A 24,602-nucleotide genomic window follows, 5' to 3' on the forward strand; every position below is an offset into this window, starting at 1 on the left:
ATAGCCCGCGCAAAGACGGGAGAGAGTGCGTGACGGACTGGCCGCAGACACAAGCACGGATACGGGCACATTCGCCCTTTTTGGCGCGGGTGGTGGATCGCTTGCCGACCCTGGCCGATTGCCTCGCGACCGGGGATTTCGACGCCGCGCTGGCCATGGCCCATGCGGCGGGTAGCCCGGAGGACGGGGTGGCCCGATCGCTGCGGCGGCGGCGCAACGCCATCGCCCTGACCGTTGCGGCCGCCGACCTGTCGGGGGCGTGGGATCTGGACCGGGTCACCCGCACTTTGTCCGACTTTGCCGACACCGCGCTGGAAGAGGCGCTCGCCGCCGCCATGCAGGAACGCTATCCTGACATGCCCCATCGCGGCTTCGTCGTGCTGGCGCTTGGCAAGCATGGCAGTCGCGAACTCAATTATTCCTCCGACATCGACCCGATTCTCCTCTACGATCCGGCGACCCTGCCGCATCGCGATCGAGAGGATGTCGCCGATGCCGCCGTGCGGATCGCGCGGCGGATGACAGAGTTGCTGAGCGCACCCGATGGCGACGGCTATGTCTTTCGCGTCGATCTGCGGCTGCGCCCGTCACCCGAAGCGACGCCGATCGCGCTGCCGGTGGAGGCGGCGATCGGCTATTATGAATCGATGGCGGTCGGCTGGGAACAGGCCGCCTTCATCCGTGCGCGTGCTGCGGCGGGCGACATGGAACTGGGCGACTATTTCCTGCGCCAGATCCGCCCCTTCGTGTGGCGGCGCAGCCTCGACTTCGGCGCGATCGACGCCATCGTCGACATCAGCCGCCGCATCCGCGACCATTATGCGCAGGGACAGGCGTTCGGCCTGGGCTATGACTTGAAGCGGGGCCGTGGCGGCATCCGCGAAGTCGAATTTTTCGCGCAGGTGCATCAGTTGATCCATGGCGGGCGCAACCCCGCGCTGCGGTCAGGCAACACGCGCGAAGCGCTTAGCGCACTGGCCGACGCGGGCGTGATAGAACCCGACGTCGCGGCGCGGCTCGATGCCGCTTACATCCTCCTGCGTACCATCGAGCATCGCCTCCAGATGGTCGAGGACCTCCAGACCCACGAATTGCCCAAGAGCGACGCAGCGCTCGACAATGTCGCGCGGCTGCACGGCCTTGCCGATGGTCCGGCGCTGCTCGACCTGCTGACACCGCATGTCGAGTGGGTCGGCCGCAATTATGACCGGCTTACCCCGCAGACCGATGACACATCGCTCTCGCATGACGAGGATCGGCTGAAGGACCAACTGCTCGCCATGGGTTTTGTCGATGCTGACACACCGCTCGCCCGCATCGCCCGTTGGCGCGGCGGCACGATCCGCGCGCTGCGCAGCGGCCCCTCGCGCGAGGCGCTGGAAGCGCTGCTACCCGGCCTGATGCGCGCGATAGCCAAGGCACCCGATACCGCCCGCGCGCTCAACCGGCTCGACGACATGATCGCCCGGCTGCCGAGTGCGATCAATTTCTTCAAACTGCTTGCCGCTCGCCCGGCTTTGGTCGAACTGCTTGCCGAGATACTAAGCCATGCCCCAACGCTGGCCGATGCGCTCGCGCGCCGGGTCGAACTGATCGACGGGCTGATCGACGCCACCGCCTTCGACCCGCCGCCCTCGGTTGAAGGGCTTACCGCCCAGCTTGGCGCGCTGGAGCCGGGCGAGGATTATCAGGCACTGCTCGACCGCGTGCGCCAGCGGGTGGGCGATCGCCGCTTCGCGCTGGGGGTACAGATCATCCGTGGCGGCGATCCGCTCGAAGCCGCGCGCGGCTATGGCCGCGTGGCCGAGGCTGCGATCGAGACATTGGCCAATGCCACCATCACCGAGTTCGAATCCGCCCATGGCCGGGTGCTGGGCGGCGAGTTGGTCATATTGGCGCTGGGCCGGATGGGCGGCGGCTTACTGACCCATGCCTCCGACCTTGATCTCATCTATCTCTTCACCGGCGATTTTCAGACCGAGTCCGACGGTGCCCGACCGCTCGGTGCGACGCTCTATTTCAATCGCCTCGCCCAGCGCGTCACCAATGCGCTGTTGGTCCATACCGCCTCTGGCCCGCTCTATGAGGTCGATACCCGGCTGCGGCCATCCGGTGCGCAGGGACTGCTGGCGGTCAGCTTCGACAGTTTCGCCAAATATGAACGCGAAGCCGCCTGGACCTGGGAGCATCTGGCGCTCACCCGCGCCCGGCCGGTGTTCGGATCGCCCGAAGCCCGCACCGCGCTGAACGCCATCCTCGCCGAAACATTGCACCGGCCCCGCGACTTCGATGAACTGGCGCGGCAGGCGGTGCAGATGCGGCGGGACATCGCCACCCACAAGCCGCCTGCCAGCGACCTCGACGTCAAGCTGGTGCCCGGTGGCCTGGTCGATCTCGAATTTCTAATCCACGTCTCGCAATTTCGTTACGGCATGGCGTTCGACCCGGATCTGGGCAAAGCGCTCGCGGACCTCGTCGCTGCGGGGCATCTGCCCGCCGATCTCATCGCCGCGCATGACCTCATTACCCGCTATCTCGTCGTCTCGCGTCTCGTCGCGCCCGGATCGACCGAACCGGCCGAAGCGACCCGTCCGCTCGTCGCGCGCGCCTGCGGGGCTGACCATTGGGACAGTCTGCTTGAAAGCTATGCGCAGGCGCGGCAAAGCGTCGGCCAGGCCTGGGCCGCGCTCGCCGCGCCCTATTCGGAGGATATATGATGCTGCAACAGGGCGACGCCATCCCCACGGGGACGATCAAGGATGCCGATGGCGTGGAGTTCACGCTGGACCGCTATGCAGGCAAGCCGCTCGTCGTCTATTTCTATCCCAAGGCGGACACGCCGGGCTGCACCAACGAAGCCAAGGATTTCACCGCGCTGGCCGACGAATTTGCGGCGGCGGGCGTCCCGGTCGTCGGCGTGTCGAAGGACAAGCCCGCCAAGCTGCGCAAATTCGCCGACAAATATGGCCTGTCGGTGATCCTGGCCTCCGACGAGGAAGGTACGCTGTGCGAAGCCTTCGGCACCTGGGTCGAAAAATCCATGTATGGCCGCTCTTATATGGGCATCGAGCGCGACACCTTCCTGTTCGACGCCGATGGCCGCCTGCAGCGTGTCTGGCTCAAGGTGAAGGTCAAGGGCCACGCGCAGGAGGTGCTTGAGGCGGCGCAGGCACTTTGAGCCTGCCTGCTGGCGTTACCAGCGTGGGCGCCGCCTGTGCCCATGTCCTGCTGACCGCCGATCCCATCGCCAAGCTCATGGCCGCCCGCGCGACCGCGCGGGCGTGGCGGCTCGGACATCTGGCCCATGATTTCGATGTGGCCATGCCCGATCGACCCGCGCGCCCGGCCACGCCTGAACTGCTGCCGCCAGCCCAGATGCCCCGGCGCGGCAAGATCGGGTCGGAACGGGCGCGGATCGCCATGATCCACGCGCTCGCCCATATCGAATTTGTCGCAATCGACTTGGCTTTCGACCTGATCGGCCGCTTCGGCAGCCAGTTCCCGCCGGCCTTCACCGACGAATGGATGCGCGTCGGCGCGGACGAAGCGATGCATTTCGCCTTGCTCGACCGGCGGTTGCGCCAGATGGGCAGTCATTATGGCGCGCTGCCTGCGCATGACGGTCTGTGGCAGGCGGCCACCGAAACAGCGGAAGACGCGCTCGCCCGCCTCGCCATCGTGCCCATGGTGCTGGAGGCGCGCGCGCTCGACATCACGCCCGCGACGGTCGCGCGCTTCGACCAGGCAGGCGACGCGCCCACTGTTAAAATCCTTGAGCGCATCCTCGTCGACGAGATTCGCCATGTCCAAGCCGGGACGAACTGGTTTGTCACGGAGGCGAACCGAAGGAACCTAAATCCACCGATTCATTACCAAATGCTGGTGAAACGCCATTTTCGGGGCAGCGTTAAGCCGCCGTTCAACGACTCGGCGCGTCGACAGGCCGGTTTGACCCACGAATTCTACGCCGCGCTTGCAACCTGACCGCCAATTTGCAGTCTATGTCTGGCGGGGGCGATCTAGGTCGCCAAGAAAAACACGGGAAGCGCCGACGGGCAATCAAGCCTGCGGTGACATAAGTCGGGGTCGGCATGCTGTTTCTTCAATCGATCAATGCTGGTGCATCCAATTTGTTCCAGAGTGCAGCGAAAGCCGCGAAAATTTTTGGAAGCATCGCAATGGTCGGAACGCTCTGCGCGGCGATGCCCGCGCACGCGACCGAAGATGACGATCCTTATGGCGAAGTGACCGACGCGGCGGCGACCACGCCTGCCGCGGTCGATCTCGCCTTCTCCAACATCTTCTCCAGCCTGCAGCGCATGGATGGCACGCCCAAGGCGACCGCCTACATCCCGTCGGGCCGCCCGGTCGAAAAACTTTCGCTTACCTCCAACTACGGCACCCGCTCGGATCCGTTCAATGGCCGCGCCCGTATGCACAAGGGCATCGACATTCCCGGTCCCGTCGGCACCCCCATTTACGCGACCGCCGACGGCATCGTCAGCCGCTCCGGCTGGGCCAGCGGCTACGGCAACCTCGTCCAGATATCGCATGGTGGCGGCATGGAAACGCGCTACGGCCATATGTCGAAGCTGGTCGTTGCAGCCAACAGCTATGTGAAGCGCGGCCAGGTCATCGGCCTCATGGGCTCGACCGGCCGTTCCACGGGCAGCCACCTTCATTATGAAGTCCGCGTCGATGGCGCTGCGATCAACCCCATCCCCTTCGTTGCCGGTCCCGACTATCTGGTCGCAGCCAACACCAAGCCGCCGGTCGCCATGGGCGGCCCGACCACGGCGCAGGAAAAAGCGGCCGATTGATTGCCCTTTTTCGACTTTCGCAAAAGGCCGGGCGCCCCATGGGTTGCCGGGCCTTTTGCTTGATCCTATCTAAGGTCCATGACCGACATTGATATCACCCCGTCTGCCGCCGCGCGTGTCGCCGCGATCGCTGCCAAGCAGGGCAAGCCCGCGATCCTGCGGCTGGCCGTGGAGGGGGGCGGCTGTTCGGGCTTCCAATATCGGTTCGGCCTCGCCGATCAGATCGATGCCGAGGATATATCGGTCGAGCGCGACGGCGTGACGTTGGTGGTTGATGACGTGAGCCTCGACCTGGTCCGCGGATCAGCGGTGGATTTCGTCTCGGACCTGGGCGGCGCGGCCTTCAAGGTGACCAACCCCAATGCGACCGCCGGTTGCGGCTGCGGCACCAGCTTCTCGGTCTGATAGCCAAGCGCCGTTCCAGCCTCTAGGGACGGGGACGAGGAGAATCGTCCATGCGTATCGCCACCTTCAACATCAACGGCATCAAAGCGCGGCTGCCGCGCCTGCTGGAATGGCTGGACGAAACGCGGCCCGACATCGCCTGCCTGCAGGAGATCAAGACCTCCGACGAAACCTTCCCGGTCAAGGATATCGAAGAGGCCGGCTATGGCGTGATCTGGCACGGGCAAAAGGGCTTCAATGGCGTCGCCATCCTCGCGCGCGGCGAAAGTCCGGTCGAAGTCCGGCGCGGCCTCGACGGCGAGCCGGAGGATGAGCATAGCCGCTATCTGGAGGCTGATGTGAAGGGCGTACGCGTCGCCAGCATCTACCTTCCCAACGGCAATCCGCAGCCCGGCCCCAAATTCGATTATAAACTCCGTTGGATGCAGCGCCTGCGCACCCGCGCCGCCGAAATATGGGCGGAGGAAGTGCCCGCGATCCTGGCAGGCGACTATAATGTCATTCCCCGCGACGATGACACCTATTCCGTCAAGGCGATGGCAAACGACGCGCTGATGCAGCCCGAAAGTCGCGCCGCCTATCGCCGCATGCTGGCCGATGGCTGGACCGACGCGCTGCGCAGCCGCCACCCTGCGGGCGGCGTATGGACCTTCTGGGATTATCAGATGAACAGCTGGCCACGCGACGCAGGCTTCCGCATCGATCATCTGCTCCTAAGCCCCGCCGCCGCCGACCGCCTGATCGACGCACAGGTAGACCGGGACTTTCGCGGCCGGGAAAAAGCCAGCGATCATGCCCCAACCTGGGTGGAATTACGCGACGCTTGAAGCGGGGACGCCGACCATCCTACGCACCGCCGTCATCCCGCACTTGATGCGGGATGCATTGGCCTCAACTTCTCCATGACGCTCGACCGCAGAGCGAATGGATGCCGGGTCGAGGTCCGGCATGACGGCGAATGGCATTGGCAGGGTAGCCGTCAACGATCAGACTATCACGCCGCCAACCGCAAAAACGGCACCGGCTGGGTCGATCGCAGCACGATCGGCTTGCCCTCCGACGCTTCGAACAATTCGCCGTCCAGTATCACGCTGCTATGATTGCCTTCGATACGGATGGTGTCGCCCTGTTCCAGGTGGATGCCCTGCATCTGCCGCTTGCCCACCCGCTTGAAGATGCTGGCCCACATCAGCCGCAACAGCGCCGGCAAATTCTGGTCCACGGCCATCAATTTCATATTGCCGCGCCGACTGTCGCCCGGCTGTACGCCCAGCAGCAACCGTTCGAGCGTTGTGACGATCAGCACTGAAAAACGCCCGACCAACTGGCCGTCGCGGATCAGCGAGATGCTGACCGGCTTGCTCGATGGCGGCAGGAAACGGGCGCTGATGCCGAACAGCAGCGACACCAGCACCGCCATCGCGGTGATGAAGTGGCTCAGGCCATTGGAAAGCCCCAGCGGATAAATCTGGTTGCGGCAATAAAGCATATAGTCGGCCAGCCCCGCGCCGCCCAGGAACATGCCCAGCACCGGGCGGCTGCCGACCTGTCCGTCCGACAGGGCAATAAGCTCCCGCGCAACGACATGATCGTCCACGCCCGCCTTGGCGATCGCGACGATCCGCTCCAGCGCCTTGATCGGGTCGCCATGGATGCCCAGATCCAGCGCGATCAGGTTGGTCTTGCCATTGGGCAGCACCGCGATCGGCGGCACCCGGCCCTTGAAATGCTCACCCTGATAGAGTTCGGTCAGCGACGCCTGCACCGTCCCGTCGCCGCCGTTGATGACGATGACGACCGGATCGACGCGGGCGATGGTCTGAAATGCGCGGCCGATCTGTTCGACATGCTCCACTTCATAATGGAAGATGTCGGGGTTGCTTGCGCAATAGCTGCGCACGCGCGGAAGCGACTGCCGGTTGCCCGTGGATTTGGGATTGGACAGGAGGGCGACGCAAACCATGGCTTTGGGGTCACATATATTTGAGGGTGATCGTGATTTTCGTCACGCCGGGACCGGCATAGAAAGCGGCTTTCTCGACACCGGGCTTGCCCAGGTTGAAGATGCTGATCGACGGATTGTTGGAAAACCCGCCGCCGTCGCTGGAAATGTCGGTCTTGCCATTGCCGTTGCGGTCATGCCGCACGGCGATGCCATATTTGCCCGGCTGCGGCACCGGCATGCAGAATCGCATGGCACCGTTGGCGGGACGCACCGCGGTATCGATGCGGTGCAGCCATTGACCCTTGTTCAGCCAGGCGGCCTTGGTGCCGGGATAGGATTGGACGCGCACCTTGCCGGTGGCGGCGGCAAAACCGCGTACATCGACCAGCACTGCCGGTCCGCTGGCGCTTGCCGCGCAACGGTCCAGATCATTGGCAATTTCCTGGCCATGGGCGAATGCGGGCGTCGCAGCGACCAGCGCTGCTCCCGACATCAAACCCATTGCAACTTTTATCATGACCATCAGACTCCTGGAAGCTATAGCCACCGGCATGGGCCGGATGGCGAGCCCCTGTTCGCCCCGCAACGCTATGCCGTTTGATATGGGCGGGGTTTGCGGCCAAAACATGGTGATGGGACGACGACTTAGAGAATGCTGACCGCCACCGACCGTTATCTCGCCCGCCTGATCGCGGTGCCCATGCTGGGTACGCTGGTGATCGCCGCGATGCTGCTTGTCCTCGACAAGATGCTCAGCCTGTTCGACTTCGTCGCGGCGGAGGGCGGGCCAGTCAGCGTCGTGTGGCGCATGCTGGCCAATATGCTGCCCGAATATCTCTCGCTTGGCATCCCGATCGGCCTGATGCTCGGCATATTGCTGGCCTTTCGCAAGCTCGCCATGTCGTCGGAGCTGGACGTCATGCGGGGTGTCGGCCTGTCCTACGGCCGCTTGCTGCGTGTGCCCTATATGTATGCGATCGCGCTGGCGCTGCTCAATTTCGGCATCGTCGGCTGGGTCCAGCCTTTATCACGCCACGCCTATGAGGCATTGCGCTTCGAACTGCGGTCTGGTGCGCTCGGCGCGTCGATCAAGGTCGGCGAGTTCACGAATCTGGGCAAGCGGATGACGATGCGAATCGAGCGCAGCCTGGACGAAGGCCGCAATCTCCAGGGCATTTTCGTGCGGGCGACAAGCCGCGACGGCCAATCGGTGGCGGTAACGGCGGCGCAAGGCATGTTCCTGGCGACCGACGATCCGGACACGATCATCTTCCGCCTGCGCAACGGCGTGCTGGTCAATGATGCGCCCAAATATAAGACGCCGCGTATCCTGTCCTTTTCCAGCCATGACCTGCCGATCGACCTGCCGCAGATCGAGAACTTCAGGGGCCGCGACGTGGATCGGGAAAAGACGATCCCCGAACTGGTGGTGATCGGCCGCAGCGCCGCCACGCCCGACAAACTGCGCGACGAAGTGCGCGCTAACTTCCATTTCCGCATGGTCGAAGTGGCGATGATGCTGCTGTTGCCGCTTGCCGCGCTGGCCTTTGCCATTCCGCCGAAGCGATCGACATCGGCGCTCGGCGTCTTCCTCTCGATCGTCTTCATCGTAACCTATCACAAGATCAACCAATATGGCGAAGGCATCGGCGCGCTTGGCAAGATCGATCCGATCATCGCCCTGTGGGGACCGTTCGTGCTGGTGTCGGGGCTGATCTTCTGGATGTATCATGTGGTGGCGCATCGCCCCGGTGGGCAGCCGATCGGCGCGCTGGAATTCGCCTTCGCCAAATTGGGCAAGCAGGTCGCGCGCCTGCTGCGGCTGGGCCGTAAACGGCGACCTGCTATGACCGTGGAAGGAGCGGCCTGAGGCCATGCAGTTTAATTTCTTCCCGTCGACGCCCATCACCCTCTATATGGCGCGCCTGTTCCTGACCCGGACGTTCGCCGTCCTGGCGCTGCTGGTGGTGGTGCTGCAGACGCTCGACCTGCTCGGCAATTCGGGCGACGTGCTGGCCTATCCCGGCAATGGCGACGCGCAATTATGGCATTATGTCGGCCTGCGCGCGCCGCAGATCATCGCCCGCTTCCTGCCCTTCTCGGTGTTGCTCGGCACGCTGGTCATGCTGGCCACGCTCAACCAGAATAGCGAGATCATCTCGATGAAGGCGGCGGGCCTGTCCGCGCATCAGATATTGGCACCGCTGATTGCCGCGGCGCTGGGCGTCTCGCTGATCAGCTATGTGTTCAACGAGCGGGTGGTGGCGCGGTCGACTGCGGCGCTCAGCGCCTGGGAAGATGTGGATTATGGACCGATCCCGCGCGACAGCGGGGTCAAGAGCAACCCCTGGGTCCGCGACGGCAACAATCTCGTCAACGCTGCAATCGTGGCGGGGCGGGGCACGGAAGTCCAACTGCGCCAAGTTCGCATCTACAACCGCATCAACAACAGCCTTACGACCATCGTGGAAGCGCCGCGCGGTCGCTACGACGCCGCCAGCCGCAGTTGGCTGCTGGAAGGCGCGCGGCAGTTCGACGTCGCGCGCGGCACGGTCACCAATGTCGGCACCGTCCGCTTCGGCCGCGACATTCGCCCCGACCAGTTCACCCTGGCCAAGGTCGATCCTGACGCGCTGACTTTCGCGCAGCTCAAGGCGGCGATTGCCGACCTGCATGACGCCGGGCGGCCGACGGCGGAGCTGGAGGCAAGCCTGTGGCACAAATTATCGGGGCCGCTGTCCGCACTGCTGATGCCGATCCTGGGGTCCGTTGCCGCCTTCGGCCTCGCCCGGTCCGGCCAATTGTTCGTGCGCGCGGTGATGGGCATGGCGCTTGGCTTTGCCTATTTCGTCGCTGACAATTTCTCGCTGGCGATGGGCAGCCTGGGTGCCTATCCGCCCTTCCTTGCGGCTTGGGCACCCTTCTTCCTGTTCCTGCTGGTCGGCGAAACGGTGCTGTTCAGGACCGAGGAATAAGGCTCAGCGCGCGCCCATCGTGCTGCGCGCGATCTTGCCTACCAGCGGGGTCATCCCCGGATAATTGCCACGATGATAGGGGGAATTGACGTCCAGCGTCGCAATCAGCCGGGCATGCGCCTTGCCCAGCGCATGATAGGGGACGCTCGGCAGCAGATGGTGGAGCGCATGATAGCGCAGGCCCACCGGCGCCCATAGTTCGGGCAAGGCACCGGGCGGCGGCACATTGACCGAATCGAGATATTGCGCGGTCACCGTCATCGGGTCGCCCTCATTCTCCCACAGATGCGCGACCAAGGTGCGCAACTGGTTGACGACGGTCATCGCCGAATGGATCGCCATATAGACGAGCAAAGGCTTCCAGCCGAAGACGAATACGCTGCCCACCAGCGCCAGCGCGAACAGGCAGGCACCCGCTTCCTGCCACGCCCACATGCGCGCAAAGTCACCCTCCGGCGCGCGGCGGCGATAGGCAGGATTAATCGACAGCGCCGACAGTTCCGCCACCACCTTGCGGCGCAAGGGCGGCAGGATGAGGCTGAGCGGCGTCAGCAGCCCGAAGCGCAGGATCAGGCCGACGGGCGCCAGCGACGCGACCAGAATGAACAAAGGCAGCGACCAGGGCTTCATCAGCGCCAGCGGCAGATATTCGGGGTCTTCCGCCGTGCCATAGCGGGTGCGGGCATGATGCTGGGTATGCACGCCTTCATAGAGGAAGGACGGGATCATCAGCGGAATGCCGACGATCAGGTTCCAGCCGAAGCGAAAGCCCGGCAGCGCACCTTTACGGATATGCGTCAGCTCATGGATGAAGCTCGCCGCGCGATACAACGCCATCATCGCAACCAGGCCACACACAATAGCGATCGCCATATTCTCCGCCACGATCGCGCCTGCCATCGCGGCCCAGCCGATCAGCGCTGAACCCAGCATGTCGGGCCAATAGATGCGCGGATTGGCGACGCTATAGTCGCGCATCAATTCCGCTGCGGCCCGCAGCATGGCGGTGTCGTCGGGAATGGTCGCCCGCGCGCGCTGGGCGGCGGCCAATATGGGATCATGCACTGTCATAAGACCGTCCTAAACTCCAAATGCGCTGATATCGTGGCAGCACCATGACATCCGCGTCCCGATACGCCGCCAACCCGCGCCCGTGATTGACATTGCGCAAACAAGCGGCGAACTGCATCCCATTCCCATCATCAAGGCGGCAACCGTGGCGCAATCCGATCTGGTCATCACTCCCGTTTCCGGCAAGGCCGACCTCAAGGCTTTTATCGACCTGCCCTGGTCCCTCTATGCGAACGATCCGAACTGGGTGCCCCCGCTCAAGGCCGAGGTGAAGGCGCTGCTGACGCCCGGCGACAATCCCTTTTTCGACCATGCCGAAGCGCAATATTTCCTCGCGCGCCGCGGCAACCGCGTTGTCGGCCGCATTTCGGCGCATATCGATCGTCTGGCGCTGGCCCAACCGGCCGAACAAGGCATGGGGCCGGGCACGGGCAATTTCGGCCTGTTCGAAGCGACCGATGCGGACGTAGGCGCGGCGCTGATCGCGGCGGCCGAGGACTGGCTGCGCACCAAGGGCATGACCCGCGTGCTGGGGCCGATTTCGCTGTCGATCTGGGAAGAGCCTGGCTTGCTGATCCAGGGCCATGATCATCCCCCAACGGTCATGATGGGGCATAACAGCCCGACCTATCAGGGGATGATAGAGGACGCAGGCTATGCCCCGGCCAAGCAATTGCTTTGCTACGAACTGGACATCACCAACCAATTCCCGCCGCTCATCCAGCGGATCGTCGCGTCGGGGCAGAAAAATCCGCGCATCCGCATCCGCAAGGTCGAAAAGGCGAAGTTCGACAAGGAAGCGGCGATCATCCTGTCGATCCTGAACGACGCCTGGGGCAGGAATTGGGGCTTCGTGCCGATCACCGATGCGGAAGTCGCGCATACCGGCAAAAAGCTGAAACCCATCGTGTTCGAAGATCTGATCATGATCGCCGAACTGGATGGCGAGCCGGTCGCCTTCATGATGACCCTGCCCGACCTCAACGAGGCGCTGGGTCCGCTCAACGGATCGCTTTTCCCGTTCGGTTGGCTAAAATTGCTGCGCTGGCTGCGCAAGCCCAAGGTCCGCACCATGCGCGTGCCGCTGATGGGCGTGGTGCAACGGCTGCAATCCTCGCGCATCGCCAGCCAACTCGCCTTCATGATGATCGAACATATCCGGCTCGACGCGATCGAACATTATGGCTCGACGCGGGGCGAGATCGGCTGGGTGCTGGACGATAATCAGGGGATGAATGCGATTGCCGAGGCGATCAACAGCACGGTCAACAAAGTCTATCAGATATACGAAAAGCCGCTCTGATCACGTCTCGACCGGCACCGCCACCTCGATCGCGCCCGCCGCGATCCGGGCGGTGACCGGCGTTTTCGCCAGCACTTCGCCATCGATCGAGATGCGCTGGGTCGGGCGGGTCGAAATCTTGAACGATTTGCCGGTAAATTCCTGCGTGTGGGAATCCCGGTCGCGCAGCTTGAAGAATTTGGCATACCAGTCCCAGGCGAGCCGGACATGGCTGCGTCCGACCACCGCCTGGACAACGATTTCGCCCGTGTCCACATCGGCATGGTCGGACAATTCGACCCCCCCATGAAAGGGGCCGTTGAGAATACGGACTTCGGTCGACCAGAGCCGATGCTCCTTCTGCCCATCGTCGATCACGAGGCGAAAGGCACGGAACCCAACCGAGCATTTGACCGCCCAGACCAGATAACCGATCCGGCCGAGATAGCGTTTGAGCTTGTGCGGCACGGTCTTGCCGATCATCGGCGACAGACCGAGCGAGGCGGCGTTGACGAAATAATCCCGGTCGATCATGCCCAGATCGACACGTCGGCGGCGGCCATGGGCAATCACCTGCACCGCGCCGCCCAGATCGAGCGGCAAGCCCAATGTGCGGGCAAAGCTGTTCGCGGTGCCGAGCGGCAGCACGGCAAAGACACAATCCTTGCCCACCAGTTCATCGACCGTGCCCGACATCGACCCATCGCCCCCGCCGACGATCACCATCGGCGCGCCATCGGCAATCGCCTGGCGGACCGTCCTATCCATTTGGCTGGGATCTTCGACCGCATGCGCGGCAACCAGCCGGACGCCTGCCTCTTCCAGCTTCTGCTTGGCTTGCGCGTAAAGATCCTGGCCCCTGCGGCTATGCGCGTTGACGATCAGCGCGGCCTCGCGGGGGAGGGGGCGAAGAACAGGGCTGGGGGGCGCTTTCGTTTCCATGGCACAACAACACGGCAAGAGGGGATTTGGGTCCAATGGAAACCATCTGCTTACACTTCGTTACCCTTTAATGGCCCGCATCGCACATCTCTCCGACATTCACTTTGGCGCGAACGATCCCAGGATCGTCGACGCCGCCACCGCCTGGCTGGAGGAGCGCCGACCGGACCTGGTCGTCATCAGCGGCGATTTCACGCAGCGCGCCCGCGTCGATCAGTTCCGGGCGGCGTCCGCTTGGCTCAACCGCCTGCGCAGCGCAGGCCTCAAATTGCTGGTCGTGCCGGGCAATCATGATGTGCCGCTCTATGACGTGGTGCGGCGCTTCATGGCCCCGCTTGATCGCTACAAACGCTATATCAGCAGCGACCTGTGTCCCTTCTATGAAGATGCCGAGGTCGCCATTCTGGGCCTCAACACCGCGCGCTCGCTGACGATCAAGGATGGCCGGATCAATCATGATCAGATGGAAATATTATGCCAACGCCTCGCCACCGTCGCGCCGGACAAGACGCGGATACTGGTGACCCACCACCCGCTGTTCGCCATGCCGATCGGCCGGGGCGGCGAATTGAGCGAAGCGGTCGGCCAGCATGAGGACGCGATACAGGCGGCGCGCGAAGCTGGGGTGCATCTCGCACTGGCGGGCCACTTCCACCAGACCTATGCCGAATCGGCGACCAAGATGGTCGAGCAGGCGGGCGGCGCGCTGGTGATCCAGGCCGGCACCGCCACCTCTACACGCCTGCGCAACGACGAACCACAAAGCTTCAACTGGCTGCACGTCCACCGAAACAACGAAGTGGAACTGCAGGTGATCGTCTGGGACGGCACAGGGTTCCAGCGCGCCAGCCATGTCGCCTATCATCAGCATGGCGATCGCTGGACCGGCGAGGCGGTTGATCATCCGGCGAGCGTGGGTGCCATCGCCTGACATCGCCGTGGCTGCTTTTGTCGGATAGCGCGATACGCTAGGACGCGGCCTATGAGCGTTCGCAACCGGAATCCGCGCTGAGATGGCGATCGTCAGAAGCCTGTGCGGCCAGTGCGGCATGGGGTGCGGCGTGCGGGCGATGACCGGCACTGATCGCGACCTGCGGACCGAGGGTGACAAGGCGCATCCCGCCAATGCCGGGCGGTTGTGCGATCGGGCAGACATGCTGACCGCCATGGCGGACCTGGGCGGGCGATTGCTGCATCCGCTGGTCGAAGGTAAGCGCGCGACATGGGACAAGGCCATCGCGCTGATCGCCCGGCGTCTGGCCGCCGTGCAGGCGCGTCATGGACCAGGCAGCATCGCACTGCATGTCGGCGGCGGCTTGCTGACCGAGGACTATTATGTCGCCAACAAGCTAATGAAGGGCTTTTTGGGGTCGGCCCATATCCATGCCCCCTGGCGCGGCGTGATCGGCGGCGTGCAGCGCGCCGCCTATGGCGAAGATGTGATGCCCGCCACGCTGGAGGATATCGACCGCGCCGACCTGATCCTGATCGCCGACGTGCCCGCGTTGCTGGCGCATCCGCTCTTGTTGGAGCGGGTGCAGGAGGCGCGCACGACGCGCGGTACGCGGCTCGTGGTGCTTGGCACGGGGATCGACGCCGACATGCAATTGCCGGTGCGTGCAGGGAGCGTCGCCCGCTTGCTCTCGGGGTGGCTGCTGCACAGCATCGATGGCGGCCTGATCGATGCGGATTTCGTAGCCGCGCATGTAACCATGCCCGATGACTTTCGGGATCGGCTGGCACCCGGCCATGATCTATGGTCGGTGGCGCGGGCCTGCGGCATCGAGCCGGGACAGGTGCGGGATTTCTACGATGCGATCGGGCCGGTGGATCGGCTAGTGACCCTGTTCGGCGAAACGGCGGGCGCGGAGGTTGCGGCGGCGGCGATCAACCTGCATCTGCTGTCGGGGCGGATCGGACAACCGGGCGCGGCACCCTTCGCGCTGCCTTCCGGCGCGAACGGCATGGGCGCGCGCGAGGTGGGTTGTCACGCCGCCGACCTTGCCGCCCATGGTGATTTCTCCGAGCTGACGCGCGCCAATGTCGCCCGCTTCTGGGGCGCGCGGCAGTTGGTGGAGCAGCCCGGACTGGAGGACGACGCGCTGCTCGACGCCGTGCGCGACGGGCAGGTGCGGGCGTTATGGAGCATCGGCGCGGATGACGGGGCAACGGACTGGTTGCGCGCCGCGCGAGCGGTGGTGCCACTGTCGATCCGCTCGACCGACCGTGCGAAAGAAGCCGAGGACGGCTGGACCCTATGCCTCCCTTCGGCGAACTGGATCGAAAAGGATGGCACGATAACGGGGCTTGACCGGCTGGTCAGTCGCCAGCGACGCTTGTTCGACCTGCCCGGCGAGGCGCGGCCCGACTGGTGGATGCTGACGCGGGTGGCGCAAGCCATGGGCTGGGGCGATGCTTTTCATTATGAACAGCCTGCCGATATTTATCGCGAACATGGGCGGCTGACCGCCTATCGCAATGATGGCACGCGGCTGCTCAACCTGCGTCGCCATGCGCCCATTTCCAACCCCGCCTATGCCGAGTTGACGCCCTGGCGCTGGGGCGAAGTGCCGTTCGACGGCGGGCATTTTCCGACGCCCGACGGCCGGGCGCGGCTATTGCCGATCGCGGGTCAGGCCGATGCCGCGATCCCCTGAAGATGCGCTAGCAGCGCGTCGCCATTGGCCGCCCAGGTAAAGCGCAGCGCCGCCTCGCGCACCGTTTCGGGTGCGGGTGGATCATCGAGGATAGTACGAATGGCCGCCGCGATGGCCTGCGGATCGCGATCGACGATCTGCCCAGCTTCGGGCCGATCGAGCAGTTCGCGCGCGCCGCCCACGTCGCTGATGACGATCGGCGTGCCGCAGGCGAGCGATTCGACCCAGGCATTGGCCAGGCCTTCGGACGATGAAGGCAGCGCCATCACATCGGCGGCGGCAAAGATGCGTGGCAATTTATGATGCGGCACGGACCCCAGGAAACCGACGCGGCGTTCGACGCCCAATTCCTGCGCCAGATTTTCCAGCGTCCGCCGATATTGTCCCTGACCCGCCAACAGCAAGGTGACATCGGGCAATGCGGGCAGCGCGCGGACGAGCAGTTCCTGCCCCTTGCGCGGGATCAGCGCGCCGACGCACAGCACCACCGGCCCGCTGAAATCGAGCGCTTCCTTCGCCGCTGCGCGATCGGACAGTTCGAACGTGTCGAGATCGACCCCGGTATAATGGACCCGGATCTTGTCGGCATCCATCCCCATCCGCGCCATCGACCGGCGCATCGCGTCGGACACGGCGAGCAGGCCCGCCGCCTGGTCGCCCGCTTGGGCCACCATCTTGCGGGTACTGCGCTGCGTGCCCCAATGGTGAATATCCGCGCCGCGCGCCTTGACCGAATAGGGGATGCCGAGCGCTTTCGACAAGCGCTGCGCCACTGGCCCATCGGGGAAGAAGAAGCTGGCATCGATCACATCGAACGGCGTCTGCGCGTGGAGCCGACGCACCAGCGGCAGGATCGCCCGTGTCATGGTGATGACATTGGTACGCCCGCCAAATTTGGGGATGATCGGAAAGGTCGGACGATAGACGGTGAGTTCGCGCCAGCGTTCCTTGCGCGGCAGCGCGCGCAGCGGCGCATAGCGGGCGCTGAGCGACAATGGCCATGGCGGCAGGCCGACCGGCGCGACGACGGTGACCGTCGCCTCCGCCCGGCTGGCCAGTTCGCGCGCCTGCCGTTCCACGAACACGCCGAAATTGGGGCGGCTGATATCGGGAAAGAGGGTCGATAGCATGAGGACATTGAGCGTCATGGTCTTGTCTTTCGCGGATCAGCCATTGCCATCGGGTTAAGCGGCGCTTGTGCTTTTGGCTAGAGCCGCCGGACGAGTTGCACGGCGACTGCGGCCCATGGCGGGTCAGTCAGCACCAATTGCCGCGCGCCCGACCCCAGCGGCAGCAGTTGCAGCCGGTCGCCTTCCCGCCCGATCAGCCGCCCGAACAGGAAGCGCCCGGCGGGACGCGGAAAGAGAATGTCGCGGTTGAGCGCGCTGGCGAATTCTTCCGGCCCGATGCGGCGGCACCAAATCGCGTCACCGCTGCGATAATCGCCGATGCTGGCGCTGACATGCACGCCGACCATGCCGTCGCTTGGCGCGGGCGAGGGGAAGGCGAGCGGCCGGGTCGGCGCGCGCACGCCATCAGGGCCGAGCAACGCGGCGACCGGCACTTCGGCCTGGCCCGGCAACGCGACCAGTTCGGACGTGGTAACGCCCAGCGCCAGCGCGATGCGGTTGAGCCATTTCACCGATACGGTGCGCGTGCCCGTTTCCAGCCGCCCGATCGTCTGCGCCGTCGTCGGCGGATCGCACAGCGCCCCAACCTGTTCGAGCGTCAGCCCCTTCGCCTTGCGGACTTCGCGGATGCGGGTGATCATCCCATACCTCAATAATAACCTATTTGGTTTTCTCTTTCCTACAAATGATCCTCCATGGCAAGAGCGGCTCTTCCGATTCTTGGGCGACAGGAGGTGGTGATGGCCGCAACGCATATCGAACAGACGATCGAAGGCCCCGATGGCCGGGCGCAGCGGGTGATGGTCAATCTCGGCGAATCCCCGCTCGCCTGGCTGCACGCGCGCGGGCATGTGAGCGAACGCCAATATCTGGCGGGCGAACGCCTGCGCGCCGACTGGGAGAAAGCGGGCCTCGGCGCACGGGTGACGATGTGCTGGGACGAGGCCCCGCGCGAGGGCGGACGGCGTGGACCGGGACGGCAAGCCGACCCGACCAGCGCGCAACTGTCGGCGCGCGACCGTTTCGATGGCGCGGTCACGGCCGCCGGGCCGGGCCTCGCCGACATATTGTGGCGCGTGGTCTGTGCAGGCGAAGGCCTCGTCGCGGCGGAAAAAGCGCTGGGCTGGCCGAGCCGCGCAGGCAAGCTGGTGCTGACCCTCGCCCTGGAGCGCGTGGCCGACTGGTATCGGGTGGCCTAAGCCATCATCCCCGCGCCCAGCAGCAACAGCAGCTTAACGTCCATCGCATAGCCCTGCGCGCGCCACTCCGCGATCTGGTCGGGCAGGGTGGCAAGCGGGATGCGGTGAACGATAATATCCTCGCCCTCCACACCGCCGCCGTCGCCGGTCTTCTCCAGGCCATGGGCGCGGAACAGGGTGAAACTTTCCGACACCATGCCGGGCGAGCTGAAAAACTGGCCAAGCGATTCGAGCCGGGCCGGGCGATAGCCCGTCTCTTCCTCCAACTCGCGCGCGGCGGCGATGCTGGCGTCCTCGCCCGCTGCCTCGTCACCCACCAGGCCAGCGGGCAGTTCGATGCAGCGCCGACCCAAAGGCACGCGATATTGATCGACCAGCAGGACATGGCCGTCATCGATCGCCAGGATCACGGCCGCCCGGATGCCGCGCGCGCGCCCCACATATTCCCATTTGCCGCGCTGTTTGGCGGTGATGAAGCGGCCCTGCCACATCACCTCTTCGGGCGCATCGCGATCCGGGTCGGTCATAATTCGATCAGCCTGTCGGGCAATTCGTTGATGTCGTCTTGCGCGCGCGGGAAATGCGTCGCCAATATCGCGCCGACCTGCCGCACTTCGGCCGCCAGCCCTTCGCCGGGGCGACCGTCGCGGATCGCCACGATCAGCGCCGCCATCGCCTCGCCCCAGGCTTCGGGCGCGACCTTGTCGTTGATGGCGCGGTCGGCCACCAGTTCGGCGCGATGTTCGTCGAGCGAGAGATAGAGGAGAACACCGGTGCGGCCATGAGTGCGCGCCTCGACCGCCGAACGGAACAGCAGGATGGCCCGGCGGCGCACGCGACGCGCCTTGGTCGCGCGCGGCGTGGCCCACATCCGCAGCGCCGGGATCGCCAACAGATAACGGATGACCAGGAAATTGAGCAGCAAGTCGCCCAGCAACACGGTCAGCAATTTCCAGTCGGCAACCTCATGCTCCCAGTCGCTGAGCAGCATCGCGGACAGATCGCGCAAATGGTTAGGGAAGGTCGCGAACCAGCCTAGCGTCAGAAACACTGCCGCCACGGCCCAGATCAAGCCGACATCATGATAGGCGTCCGACCGGCGCGCGACGATGGTGACGATTTCGCCCGACGTCAGCGCTTCGGTTTCCGCGACCGCGGCGGAAACGAGGTCATGGTCGGCCTGGCTAAGGTTAAGCTGCATCACCAGTCCCCCGACGCGCCGCCGCCGCCGAAGCTGCCGCCGCCCGAAAAGCCGCCGCCACCACCGCCAAAGCCGCCACCACCGCCCCAGTTGGAGCCGCCGCCCGACCCCCCAGCCGGACCCGCCAGCACCCGGACCCAGGGATGATCGGCATGCTGCTCCCGCCTCGGCGATAGCGCTTCCCGCCGCCCCCGCCGGTGCCGCGCGACATCAGCCGCATGGCGATGAAGAGGATGATGAACAGGATCGGCCACAAACCCAATATCGCACTGCCGCCGCGATCGGCGGCCCGCGCTTCGGTTTCTGCAGCGGCCGCGCGGGCCTTGGCCTCTTCGGGCGGCAGGGCGAGCAAGGCGGTGATCTGCTCCACGCCCGCCACGATGCCACCGGGCATGTCGCCCGCCTTGAAGCGCGGGGTGATGGCATTGCGGATGATCTGGGACGAAAGCGCGTCAGTCAGCACACCTTCCAGGCCATAGCCGACCTCGATCCGCACCTTGCGATCATTGGGTGCAATGATCAGCAATGCGCCATTGCTGTCCTTGTCACCAATGCCCCAGGCGCGACCCAGCCGATAGCCATAGTCGGCAATATCATAGCCCTGCAGATCGGCTATGGTCGCGACCACCAGCGAACGTCCGCTGGCCTGCTTCTGCGCGATCAGCGTCTGGCTAAGCGCCTGTTCCTGCGCCGGATCGAGCAGGTTGGCGGCATCGACCACGCCCTTGTCGTCGAACTTCGGAAAATCCTGCGCCCACGCCGTCGAGGCGAGCGCGAGGAGAAGGAGAAATAGGCCAGACAGTGCCGTGCGGAGCAGGCCTGTCGATACTCCTCCCCAACGAAAGGAAGGGGCCTTCGACAGGCTCAGGCCGAACGGAGAGGAAGGCATGGTTCCTATGCTCAACTACCGAAATCGACCTTGGGGGCTTCTTCCGCGCCGGGGGTGGTGGCCTGGAACGGCGTCATCGGCTTGGCCCCATGGATGATCTTCGCGCCGATCGCATCGGGGAAGGTGCGGATGCGGGTATTATAAGCCTGCACCGCGCCATTATAGTCGCGAATGGCGACGGCGATGCGGTTTTCGGTGCCCTCCAGTTGCGACTGGAGCTGCAGGAAATTCTCATTGCTCTTGAGGTCGGGATAGGCTTCGACCGAGGCGAGCAAACGGCCAAGCCCCTGGCTCAACTGCGCCTGTGCTGCCTGGAACTGCGCGACCTTGGCGGGGTCGGACAGGTCTTCGGCATTTACCTGTACCGACGTGGCCTTGGCCCGCGCTTCGGTTACCTGGACCAGCGTGTCCTGCTCCTGCTTGCCCGCCGCCTTGACCGTGGCGACCAGATTGCCGACCAGGTTGGAGCGGCGCTGATATTGCGCCTGCACGTCGGCCCATTTGGCCTTCGCCTCTTCCTCGGCCGTCGGAACACTGTTGATACCGCACGCGGACAGGGCGAACGCCCCAAAGAGCGGCAGCAGAAAGGTGGAGAAGCGGCGCAGGCGCGTCATGGGACATCCTTGGCGATTGTTTCGCTGCTGGAAATAGGGCGTTGAACTGATCCGCGCAACGGGCCATGCAGATATTATCGCAGATGGTAAAAGGGCTTAAACCATGGGGCTGCTTTCGGAATTCAAGACTTTCATCAATCGCGGCAATGTGATGGACCTCGCGGTCGGCGTCATCATCGGTGGTGCCTTCGCGACCATCACCAAGTCGCTGACCGATGACCTGATCATGCCGGTGGTCGGCTATATTTTCGGCGGCGCCGACTTTTCGCGCTACTTCATCCGCATGGGTGATCTGCCGGCGGGTTTTCAGGGCAATCCCGAAAGCTATGCCGATCTGAAGGCTGCGGGCGTTGCCATGTTCGGCTGGGGCGAATTTCTGACCGTGCTGGTCAATTTTATGATCCTCGCCTTCATCATCTTCCTGCTGGTCAAGCTGGTCAACAGGCTGACCGCCAAGCAGGAGGCCGAAGCCCCCGCTGCGGCACCCGCGCCCACGCCCGAAGACATCATGTTGCTGCGCGAAATCCGCGATTCCCTCAAAAAATAATCGTTTATGCGACGAAGCGAGACTGCGACGGGAACCATCCCCGGCGCGACCGGTTGATCGCGGTCAGGGCTGAAGGCTGCGTGTGCGGCCTGGAAGCCTTGCGAAGTAGGTAGCCCCAGGGGGCGCAACAGGAGAACAACGCCGTGAAAACCTTCGTCAAAGTCCTTGGCCTCGCCAGCCTTGTCGCGCTCGCAGCGTGCGATTCCGCCAAGGAAAACCAGGTCGAGAACGCTTACGAAAATCAGGCGGACGCCCTCGACAACCAGGCTGACAATATGGAAGCCATGGCCGACAACCTGACCGGCAACGCCGAAATGTCGGCTGAAAATGCTGCCGATGCGCTGGAAAACAAGGCCGACGCCACCCGCGAAGCGGGCGAGAAGGCTGAAGAAGCGGTCGAAGACCAGCAGTAATCTGCTCTCGTCATTCAAGCGGAGGGGCGTCGTGACATGGTCACGGCGCCCCTTTTGCCGTCTGCGTCCCGGCTTTTAACGGCCCTTTAACCACGTCCCGCCAAAGGTGCCTGTCGCGCGCATCGGTGGGGCCATGGCAATGGACGAGTTACTGCAGGAATTCATATCGGAAACCCAGGAAACGCTTGAAGCGTTGGCTGGGGAGGTCGTGGCGTGGGAAGCCGACCCGTCCGACCGCGACCGGCTCGATGCGATCTTCCGTTTCTTCCACACGGTCAAGGGCAGCTGCGGCTTCCTCAACCTCCCCCGGTTCGAACGGCTCAGCCACGCTGCCGAAGATGTGCTGGCGGATATTCGTGCCGGCAAGCGCGGCGCTGATCCCGCAACGGTGAGCGCGGTACTGGGCCTGATGGACCGGATCGGCGAACTGACCGAAGCGGTGGCCATGGGCGCGGCGCTCCCCAACGAAAATGATGATTATCTGATCGCGGCGCTCAACGCCCCAGTGGACCAGCCCACGCCCCAGGTGCAGGCGGCTCCGGTCGCGGTGGCGCGGCAAGCGGGACAGGCTGGCCCCCGCACCATCCGCCTGCCCTTGAGCCTCATTGACCAGTTGATGAACGGCGTGTCGGACATGGTGCTGGCCCGCAACGAATTGTCGCGCAAACTGCGCGAGCGATCCGCCGATCCTGAACTCGACAATGTGTTCGAACGGCTGTCGACCTGCGTCGCGGACATGCGCGACGTGATTTCCAAGACGCGGATGCAGCGGGTCGAACGGCTGTTCGCTGCCATCCCGCGCATGGTTCGCGATCTCGGCCGGGATCTGGGCAAACGCATCGACCTGACGCTGGAGGGCGGCGATGTCGAAATGGACCGCGAAATGGTGGAGATGGTCGTCGATCCGCTCACCCATATCGTCCGCAACGCCATCGACCATGGCATCGAATCCCCCGAACAGCGTCGCGCGGTCGGCAAGCCGGAAGCCGGCGCGCTGCGCGTGGAGGCCCGCCAATCAGGCAATCAGATCGTCATCACCATCAGCGACGATGGCGCAGGCATCGACACCGCGCGGCTGGTGGACAAGGCGATCGGCGCAGGTCGCCTGACCGCCGAAGCGGCGGCGCGGATGACCGAGGTGGACAGGTTGGACCTGATCTTCCACGCCGGACTGTCCACCGCCGATCAAGTGACGTCAATCTCCGGCCGCGGCGTCGGCATGGACGTGGTGCGCGCCAATGTGGAGCGGATCGGCGGCGTCATCGCGCTCGACAATCATCCGGGCCAGGGGCTGTGCATCACCCTGCGCGTGCCGCTGACGCTGACAATCATTCCGGGGCTGGTGGTGCGGGCGGGCGGCCTGCATTTCGCCATCCCGCGCGCTGCCGTTGTCGAAATACTGCATGATAACAATGCGATGCTCCAAATCAGTTGCATCGGCGGCGCACAGATCGCGACGATCCGCGGCGTGCGGCACTCGATGATCGAGCTGGAGGATGTGCTGGGCATGGACCGACCAGCACAGGCCGGACCCCGCGCCATCATGGTGGTGCGGTCGGGCAGCGGCGTGCCCTATGCAATGGGCGTCGCCGCAGTGGACAATCATGAGGAACTGGTAATCCGGCCAGCCTCGCCATTGATCATGGCGACCGGCGTCTATGCTGGCATGACTTTGCCGGACAATGGCAAGCCGATGCTGCTGCTGGACGCGGCGGGCATTGCCAGCGCGGCCCAACTGCCCACGATCCTGGACGATCAGGCCGCACGGCGGACAGAGGAGCAAGCGGACGCCAACGCCGGGGTCGAAATGGTCGCGGCGCTGCGGTTCGAGGAAATGACCGGCGAAAAACGGCTGCTCAAACTGGCGCTGATCGACCGGGTCGAAGATATCGATGTCGGGCTGTTCGGCCGGTCGGGCGACCAGGCCTATGTCCGGCTCGACGGGCGATTAATCCCCGTCGTCAATGGCTTGTCCCAGTTCGATCGGGCCAAAGTGTCCGCTTTGCGCCTGCGCGATGGCACGCAGGAAGCCTGCTACCCGGTCGCCGCCGTGCTGGACATCGTCCAGATGCCGCTGGTCCCCGACATGGTCGCCATGCACGGAATCCTAAGCGGCGTTGCCGTGATCGAAGGCGAGCATCTGGAGGTGATAAACCCGTTTGCACTGTTCGCTTCGCTGTCCGGTTATGACATGGTCGAGGGTCAGGGCGGCCGTTGCCTGCTGGCCGATGCCGAGGATGGTTGGACCCGCGAGATATTGGCACCGCTGTTGCGGCAGGCGGGCCACGACGTGGTGCTGGGCCTGCCGGAAGACGGCGTGATCGACCCGCGCGACGTATTGCTATGCCATGATGGCGAAGGGTCGAAAGTCGCCGGGATCATGGCGGAGATGACCGGATGCCGCGTGGTGCAACTGCGCGCCTCGCCCCGTGCCGCCGGGCCGCGCGACGCCAGCATCTATCGCTATGACCAGGACGCACTGATGGCGGCGATCACCGCCGGACAGGGATAG

Annotated in this window: 25 protein-coding genes; 15 read left to right on the forward strand and 10 right to left on the reverse strand. The window is 64.5% G+C overall.

What is annotated here, in order from left to right; genetic code table 11:
• Positions 1–29 precede the first annotated feature (29 nt).
• The 6 genes from OVY48_RS14985 (at position 30) to xth (ending at position 6,052) form a co-directional block, all read left to right on the forward strand.
• On the forward strand, positions 30–2,717 hold the full coding sequence (locus OVY48_RS14985; RefSeq protein WP_313923378.1) for a bifunctional [glutamine synthetase] adenylyltransferase/[glutamine synthetase]-adenylyl-L-tyrosine phosphorylase: 2,688 nt from the start codon (positions 30–32) through the stop codon (positions 2,715–2,717).
• Positions 2,717–3,178 carry a thioredoxin-dependent thiol peroxidase gene (gene bcp, locus OVY48_RS14990; RefSeq protein WP_313924797.1) on the forward strand — a complete coding sequence of 154 codons (462 nt, stop codon included), beginning with the start codon at positions 2,717–2,719 and terminating at the stop codon, positions 3,176–3,178. The genes OVY48_RS14985 and bcp overlap by 1 nt, the downstream gene beginning before the upstream one ends.
• Complete coding sequence (locus tag OVY48_RS14995; protein ID WP_313923380.1) at positions 3,175–3,984, forward strand: ferritin-like domain-containing protein; 810 nt, start codon at positions 3,175–3,177, stop codon at positions 3,982–3,984. Before bcp ends, OVY48_RS14995 begins: the two co-directional genes overlap by 4 nt.
• 107 nt (positions 3,985–4,091) lie before the next feature.
• Complete coding sequence (locus tag OVY48_RS15000) at positions 4,092–4,820, forward strand: M23 family metallopeptidase (protein WP_083217133.1); 729 nt, start codon at positions 4,092–4,094, stop codon at positions 4,818–4,820.
• Positions 4,821–4,898: 78 nt separating this feature from the next.
• Complete coding sequence (erpA, locus tag OVY48_RS15005; protein WP_313923382.1) at positions 4,899–5,225, forward strand: iron-sulfur cluster insertion protein ErpA; 327 nt, start codon at positions 4,899–4,901, stop codon at positions 5,223–5,225.
• Between the two features lie 50 nt (positions 5,226–5,275).
• A complete protein-coding gene (gene xth / locus OVY48_RS15010) occupies positions 5,276–6,052 on the forward strand; it encodes an exodeoxyribonuclease III (protein ID WP_313923383.1) in 777 nt (258 codons plus the stop codon).
• 167 nt (positions 6,053–6,219) lie between these two features.
• Here the strand turns inward: xth and OVY48_RS15015 are convergent, their stop codons facing one another.
• Together OVY48_RS15015 and OVY48_RS15020 are read right to left on the reverse strand one after the other, a co-directional pair.
• On the reverse strand, positions 6,220–7,188 hold the full coding sequence (locus tag OVY48_RS15015) for a diacylglycerol/lipid kinase family protein (protein WP_096061083.1): 969 nt from the start codon (positions 7,186–7,188) through the stop codon (positions 6,220–6,222).
• A gap of 10 nt (positions 7,189–7,198) precedes the next feature.
• Positions 7,199–7,693, reverse strand: a complete 495-nt coding sequence (locus tag OVY48_RS15020; protein WP_037472144.1) for a DUF2141 domain-containing protein — start codon at positions 7,691–7,693, stop codon at positions 7,199–7,201.
• Between the two features lie 129 nt (positions 7,694–7,822).
• On the opposite strand from OVY48_RS15020, the gene lptF reads away from it, so the two are divergent.
• Both lptF and lptG read left to right on the forward strand, forming a co-directional pair.
• Positions 7,823–9,040 carry an LPS export ABC transporter permease LptF gene (lptF, locus tag OVY48_RS15025; protein WP_313923385.1) on the forward strand — a complete coding sequence of 406 codons (1,218 nt, stop codon included), beginning with the start codon at positions 7,823–7,825 and terminating at the stop codon, positions 9,038–9,040.
• Between the two features lie 4 nt (positions 9,041–9,044).
• Positions 9,045–10,145 (forward strand): LPS export ABC transporter permease LptG, encoded by a 1,101-nt coding sequence (gene lptG / locus OVY48_RS15030; RefSeq protein ID WP_313923387.1) that lies wholly within the window; start codon positions 9,045–9,047, stop codon positions 10,143–10,145.
• 3 nt (positions 10,146–10,148) lie between these two features.
• Here lptG and OVY48_RS15035 read toward each other — a convergent pair whose 3' ends face one another.
• On the reverse strand, positions 10,149–11,216 hold the full coding sequence (locus OVY48_RS15035) for a fatty acid desaturase (protein ID WP_313923388.1): 1,068 nt from the start codon (positions 11,214–11,216) through the stop codon (positions 10,149–10,151).
• Positions 11,217–11,361: 145 nt separating this feature from the next.
• Here OVY48_RS15035 and OVY48_RS15040 point away from each other — a divergent pair, with 145 nt between their 5' ends.
• The gene (locus OVY48_RS15040; protein WP_313923389.1) at positions 11,362–12,519 is read left to right on the forward strand and encodes a GNAT family N-acetyltransferase; all 1,158 of its coding nucleotides are present in this window, start codon (positions 11,362–11,364) and stop codon (positions 12,517–12,519) included.
• Here OVY48_RS15040 and OVY48_RS15045 read toward each other — a convergent pair whose 3' ends face one another.
• A complete protein-coding gene (locus OVY48_RS15045) occupies positions 12,520–13,440 on the reverse strand; it encodes a diacylglycerol/lipid kinase family protein (protein ID WP_313923390.1) in 921 nt (306 codons plus the stop codon).
• A 70-nt stretch (positions 13,441–13,510) separates the two neighbouring features.
• On the opposite strand from OVY48_RS15045, the gene OVY48_RS15050 reads away from it, so the two are divergent.
• Complete coding sequence (locus OVY48_RS15050; protein ID WP_313923391.1) at positions 13,511–14,371, forward strand: metallophosphoesterase; 861 nt, start codon at positions 13,511–13,513, stop codon at positions 14,369–14,371.
• Between the two features lie 82 nt (positions 14,372–14,453).
• Positions 14,454–16,097 (forward strand): molybdopterin-dependent oxidoreductase, encoded by a 1,644-nt coding sequence (locus tag OVY48_RS15055; protein WP_313923393.1) that lies wholly within the window; start codon positions 14,454–14,456, stop codon positions 16,095–16,097.
• On the opposite strand, the gene OVY48_RS15060 is transcribed toward OVY48_RS15055, so the two are convergent.
• Positions 16,073–17,245 (reverse strand): glycosyltransferase, encoded by a 1,173-nt coding sequence (locus OVY48_RS15060; RefSeq protein ID WP_313923394.1) that lies wholly within the window; start codon positions 17,243–17,245, stop codon positions 16,073–16,075. The two genes, OVY48_RS15055 and OVY48_RS15060, sit on opposite strands and share 25 nt — an antisense overlap.
• Before the next feature lie 59 nt (positions 17,246–17,304).
• Positions 17,305–17,868: a helix-turn-helix domain-containing protein gene (locus OVY48_RS15065; protein WP_037472155.1), complete on the reverse strand. Its 564-nt coding sequence runs from the start codon at positions 17,866–17,868 to the stop codon at positions 17,305–17,307.
• A 99-nt stretch (positions 17,869–17,967) separates the two neighbouring features.
• Between OVY48_RS15065 and OVY48_RS15070 the strand changes: the two genes are divergently transcribed.
• Positions 17,968–18,426: a DUF6456 domain-containing protein gene (locus OVY48_RS15070; RefSeq protein WP_313923397.1), complete on the forward strand. Its 459-nt coding sequence runs from the start codon at positions 17,968–17,970 to the stop codon at positions 18,424–18,426.
• On the opposite strand, the gene OVY48_RS15075 is transcribed toward OVY48_RS15070, so the two are convergent.
• Genes OVY48_RS15075 through OVY48_RS15090 form a run of 4 tightly spaced genes read right to left on the reverse strand, consistent with a single transcriptional unit; the run spans position 18,423 to position 21,130 of the window.
• Complete coding sequence (locus OVY48_RS15075) at positions 18,423–18,953, reverse strand: NUDIX hydrolase (RefSeq protein WP_313923399.1); 531 nt, start codon at positions 18,951–18,953, stop codon at positions 18,423–18,425. The genes OVY48_RS15070 and OVY48_RS15075 overlap by 4 nt on opposite strands.
• Positions 18,950–19,627, reverse strand: coding sequence for a hypothetical protein (locus tag OVY48_RS15080; RefSeq protein ID WP_313924798.1), 678 nt, complete (start codon positions 19,625–19,627; stop codon positions 18,950–18,952). Before OVY48_RS15080 ends, OVY48_RS15075 begins: the two co-directional genes overlap by 4 nt.
• A complete protein-coding gene (locus OVY48_RS15085; protein WP_409593312.1) occupies positions 19,617–20,516 on the reverse strand; it encodes a TPM domain-containing protein in 900 nt (299 codons plus the stop codon). The genes OVY48_RS15080 and OVY48_RS15085 overlap by 11 nt, the downstream gene beginning before the upstream one ends.
• An 11-nt stretch (positions 20,517–20,527) precedes the next feature.
• Positions 20,528–21,130, reverse strand: coding sequence for a LemA family protein (locus OVY48_RS15090; RefSeq protein ID WP_037475382.1), 603 nt, complete (start codon positions 21,128–21,130; stop codon positions 20,528–20,530).
• 103 nt (positions 21,131–21,233) lie between these two features.
• Here OVY48_RS15090 and mscL point away from each other — a divergent pair, with 103 nt between their 5' ends.
• From mscL to OVY48_RS15105, 3 genes are all read left to right on the forward strand, one after another.
• Positions 21,234–21,677, forward strand: a complete 444-nt coding sequence (mscL, locus tag OVY48_RS15095; RefSeq protein ID WP_313923401.1) for a large conductance mechanosensitive channel protein MscL — start codon at positions 21,234–21,236, stop codon at positions 21,675–21,677.
• A 143-nt stretch (positions 21,678–21,820) separates the two neighbouring features.
• A complete protein-coding gene (locus OVY48_RS15100; RefSeq protein ID WP_037475378.1) occupies positions 21,821–22,090 on the forward strand; it encodes a hypothetical protein in 270 nt (89 codons plus the stop codon).
• 139 nt (positions 22,091–22,229) lie between these two features.
• Positions 22,230–24,602 carry a chemotaxis protein CheA gene (locus OVY48_RS15105; protein WP_313923402.1) on the forward strand — a complete coding sequence of 791 codons (2,373 nt, stop codon included), beginning with the start codon at positions 22,230–22,232 and terminating at the stop codon, positions 24,600–24,602.

It is taken from the genome of Sphingobium sp. SA2, from assembly GCF_032227065.1.
Lineage (GTDB): Bacteria > Pseudomonadota > Alphaproteobacteria > Sphingomonadales > Sphingomonadaceae > Sphingobium.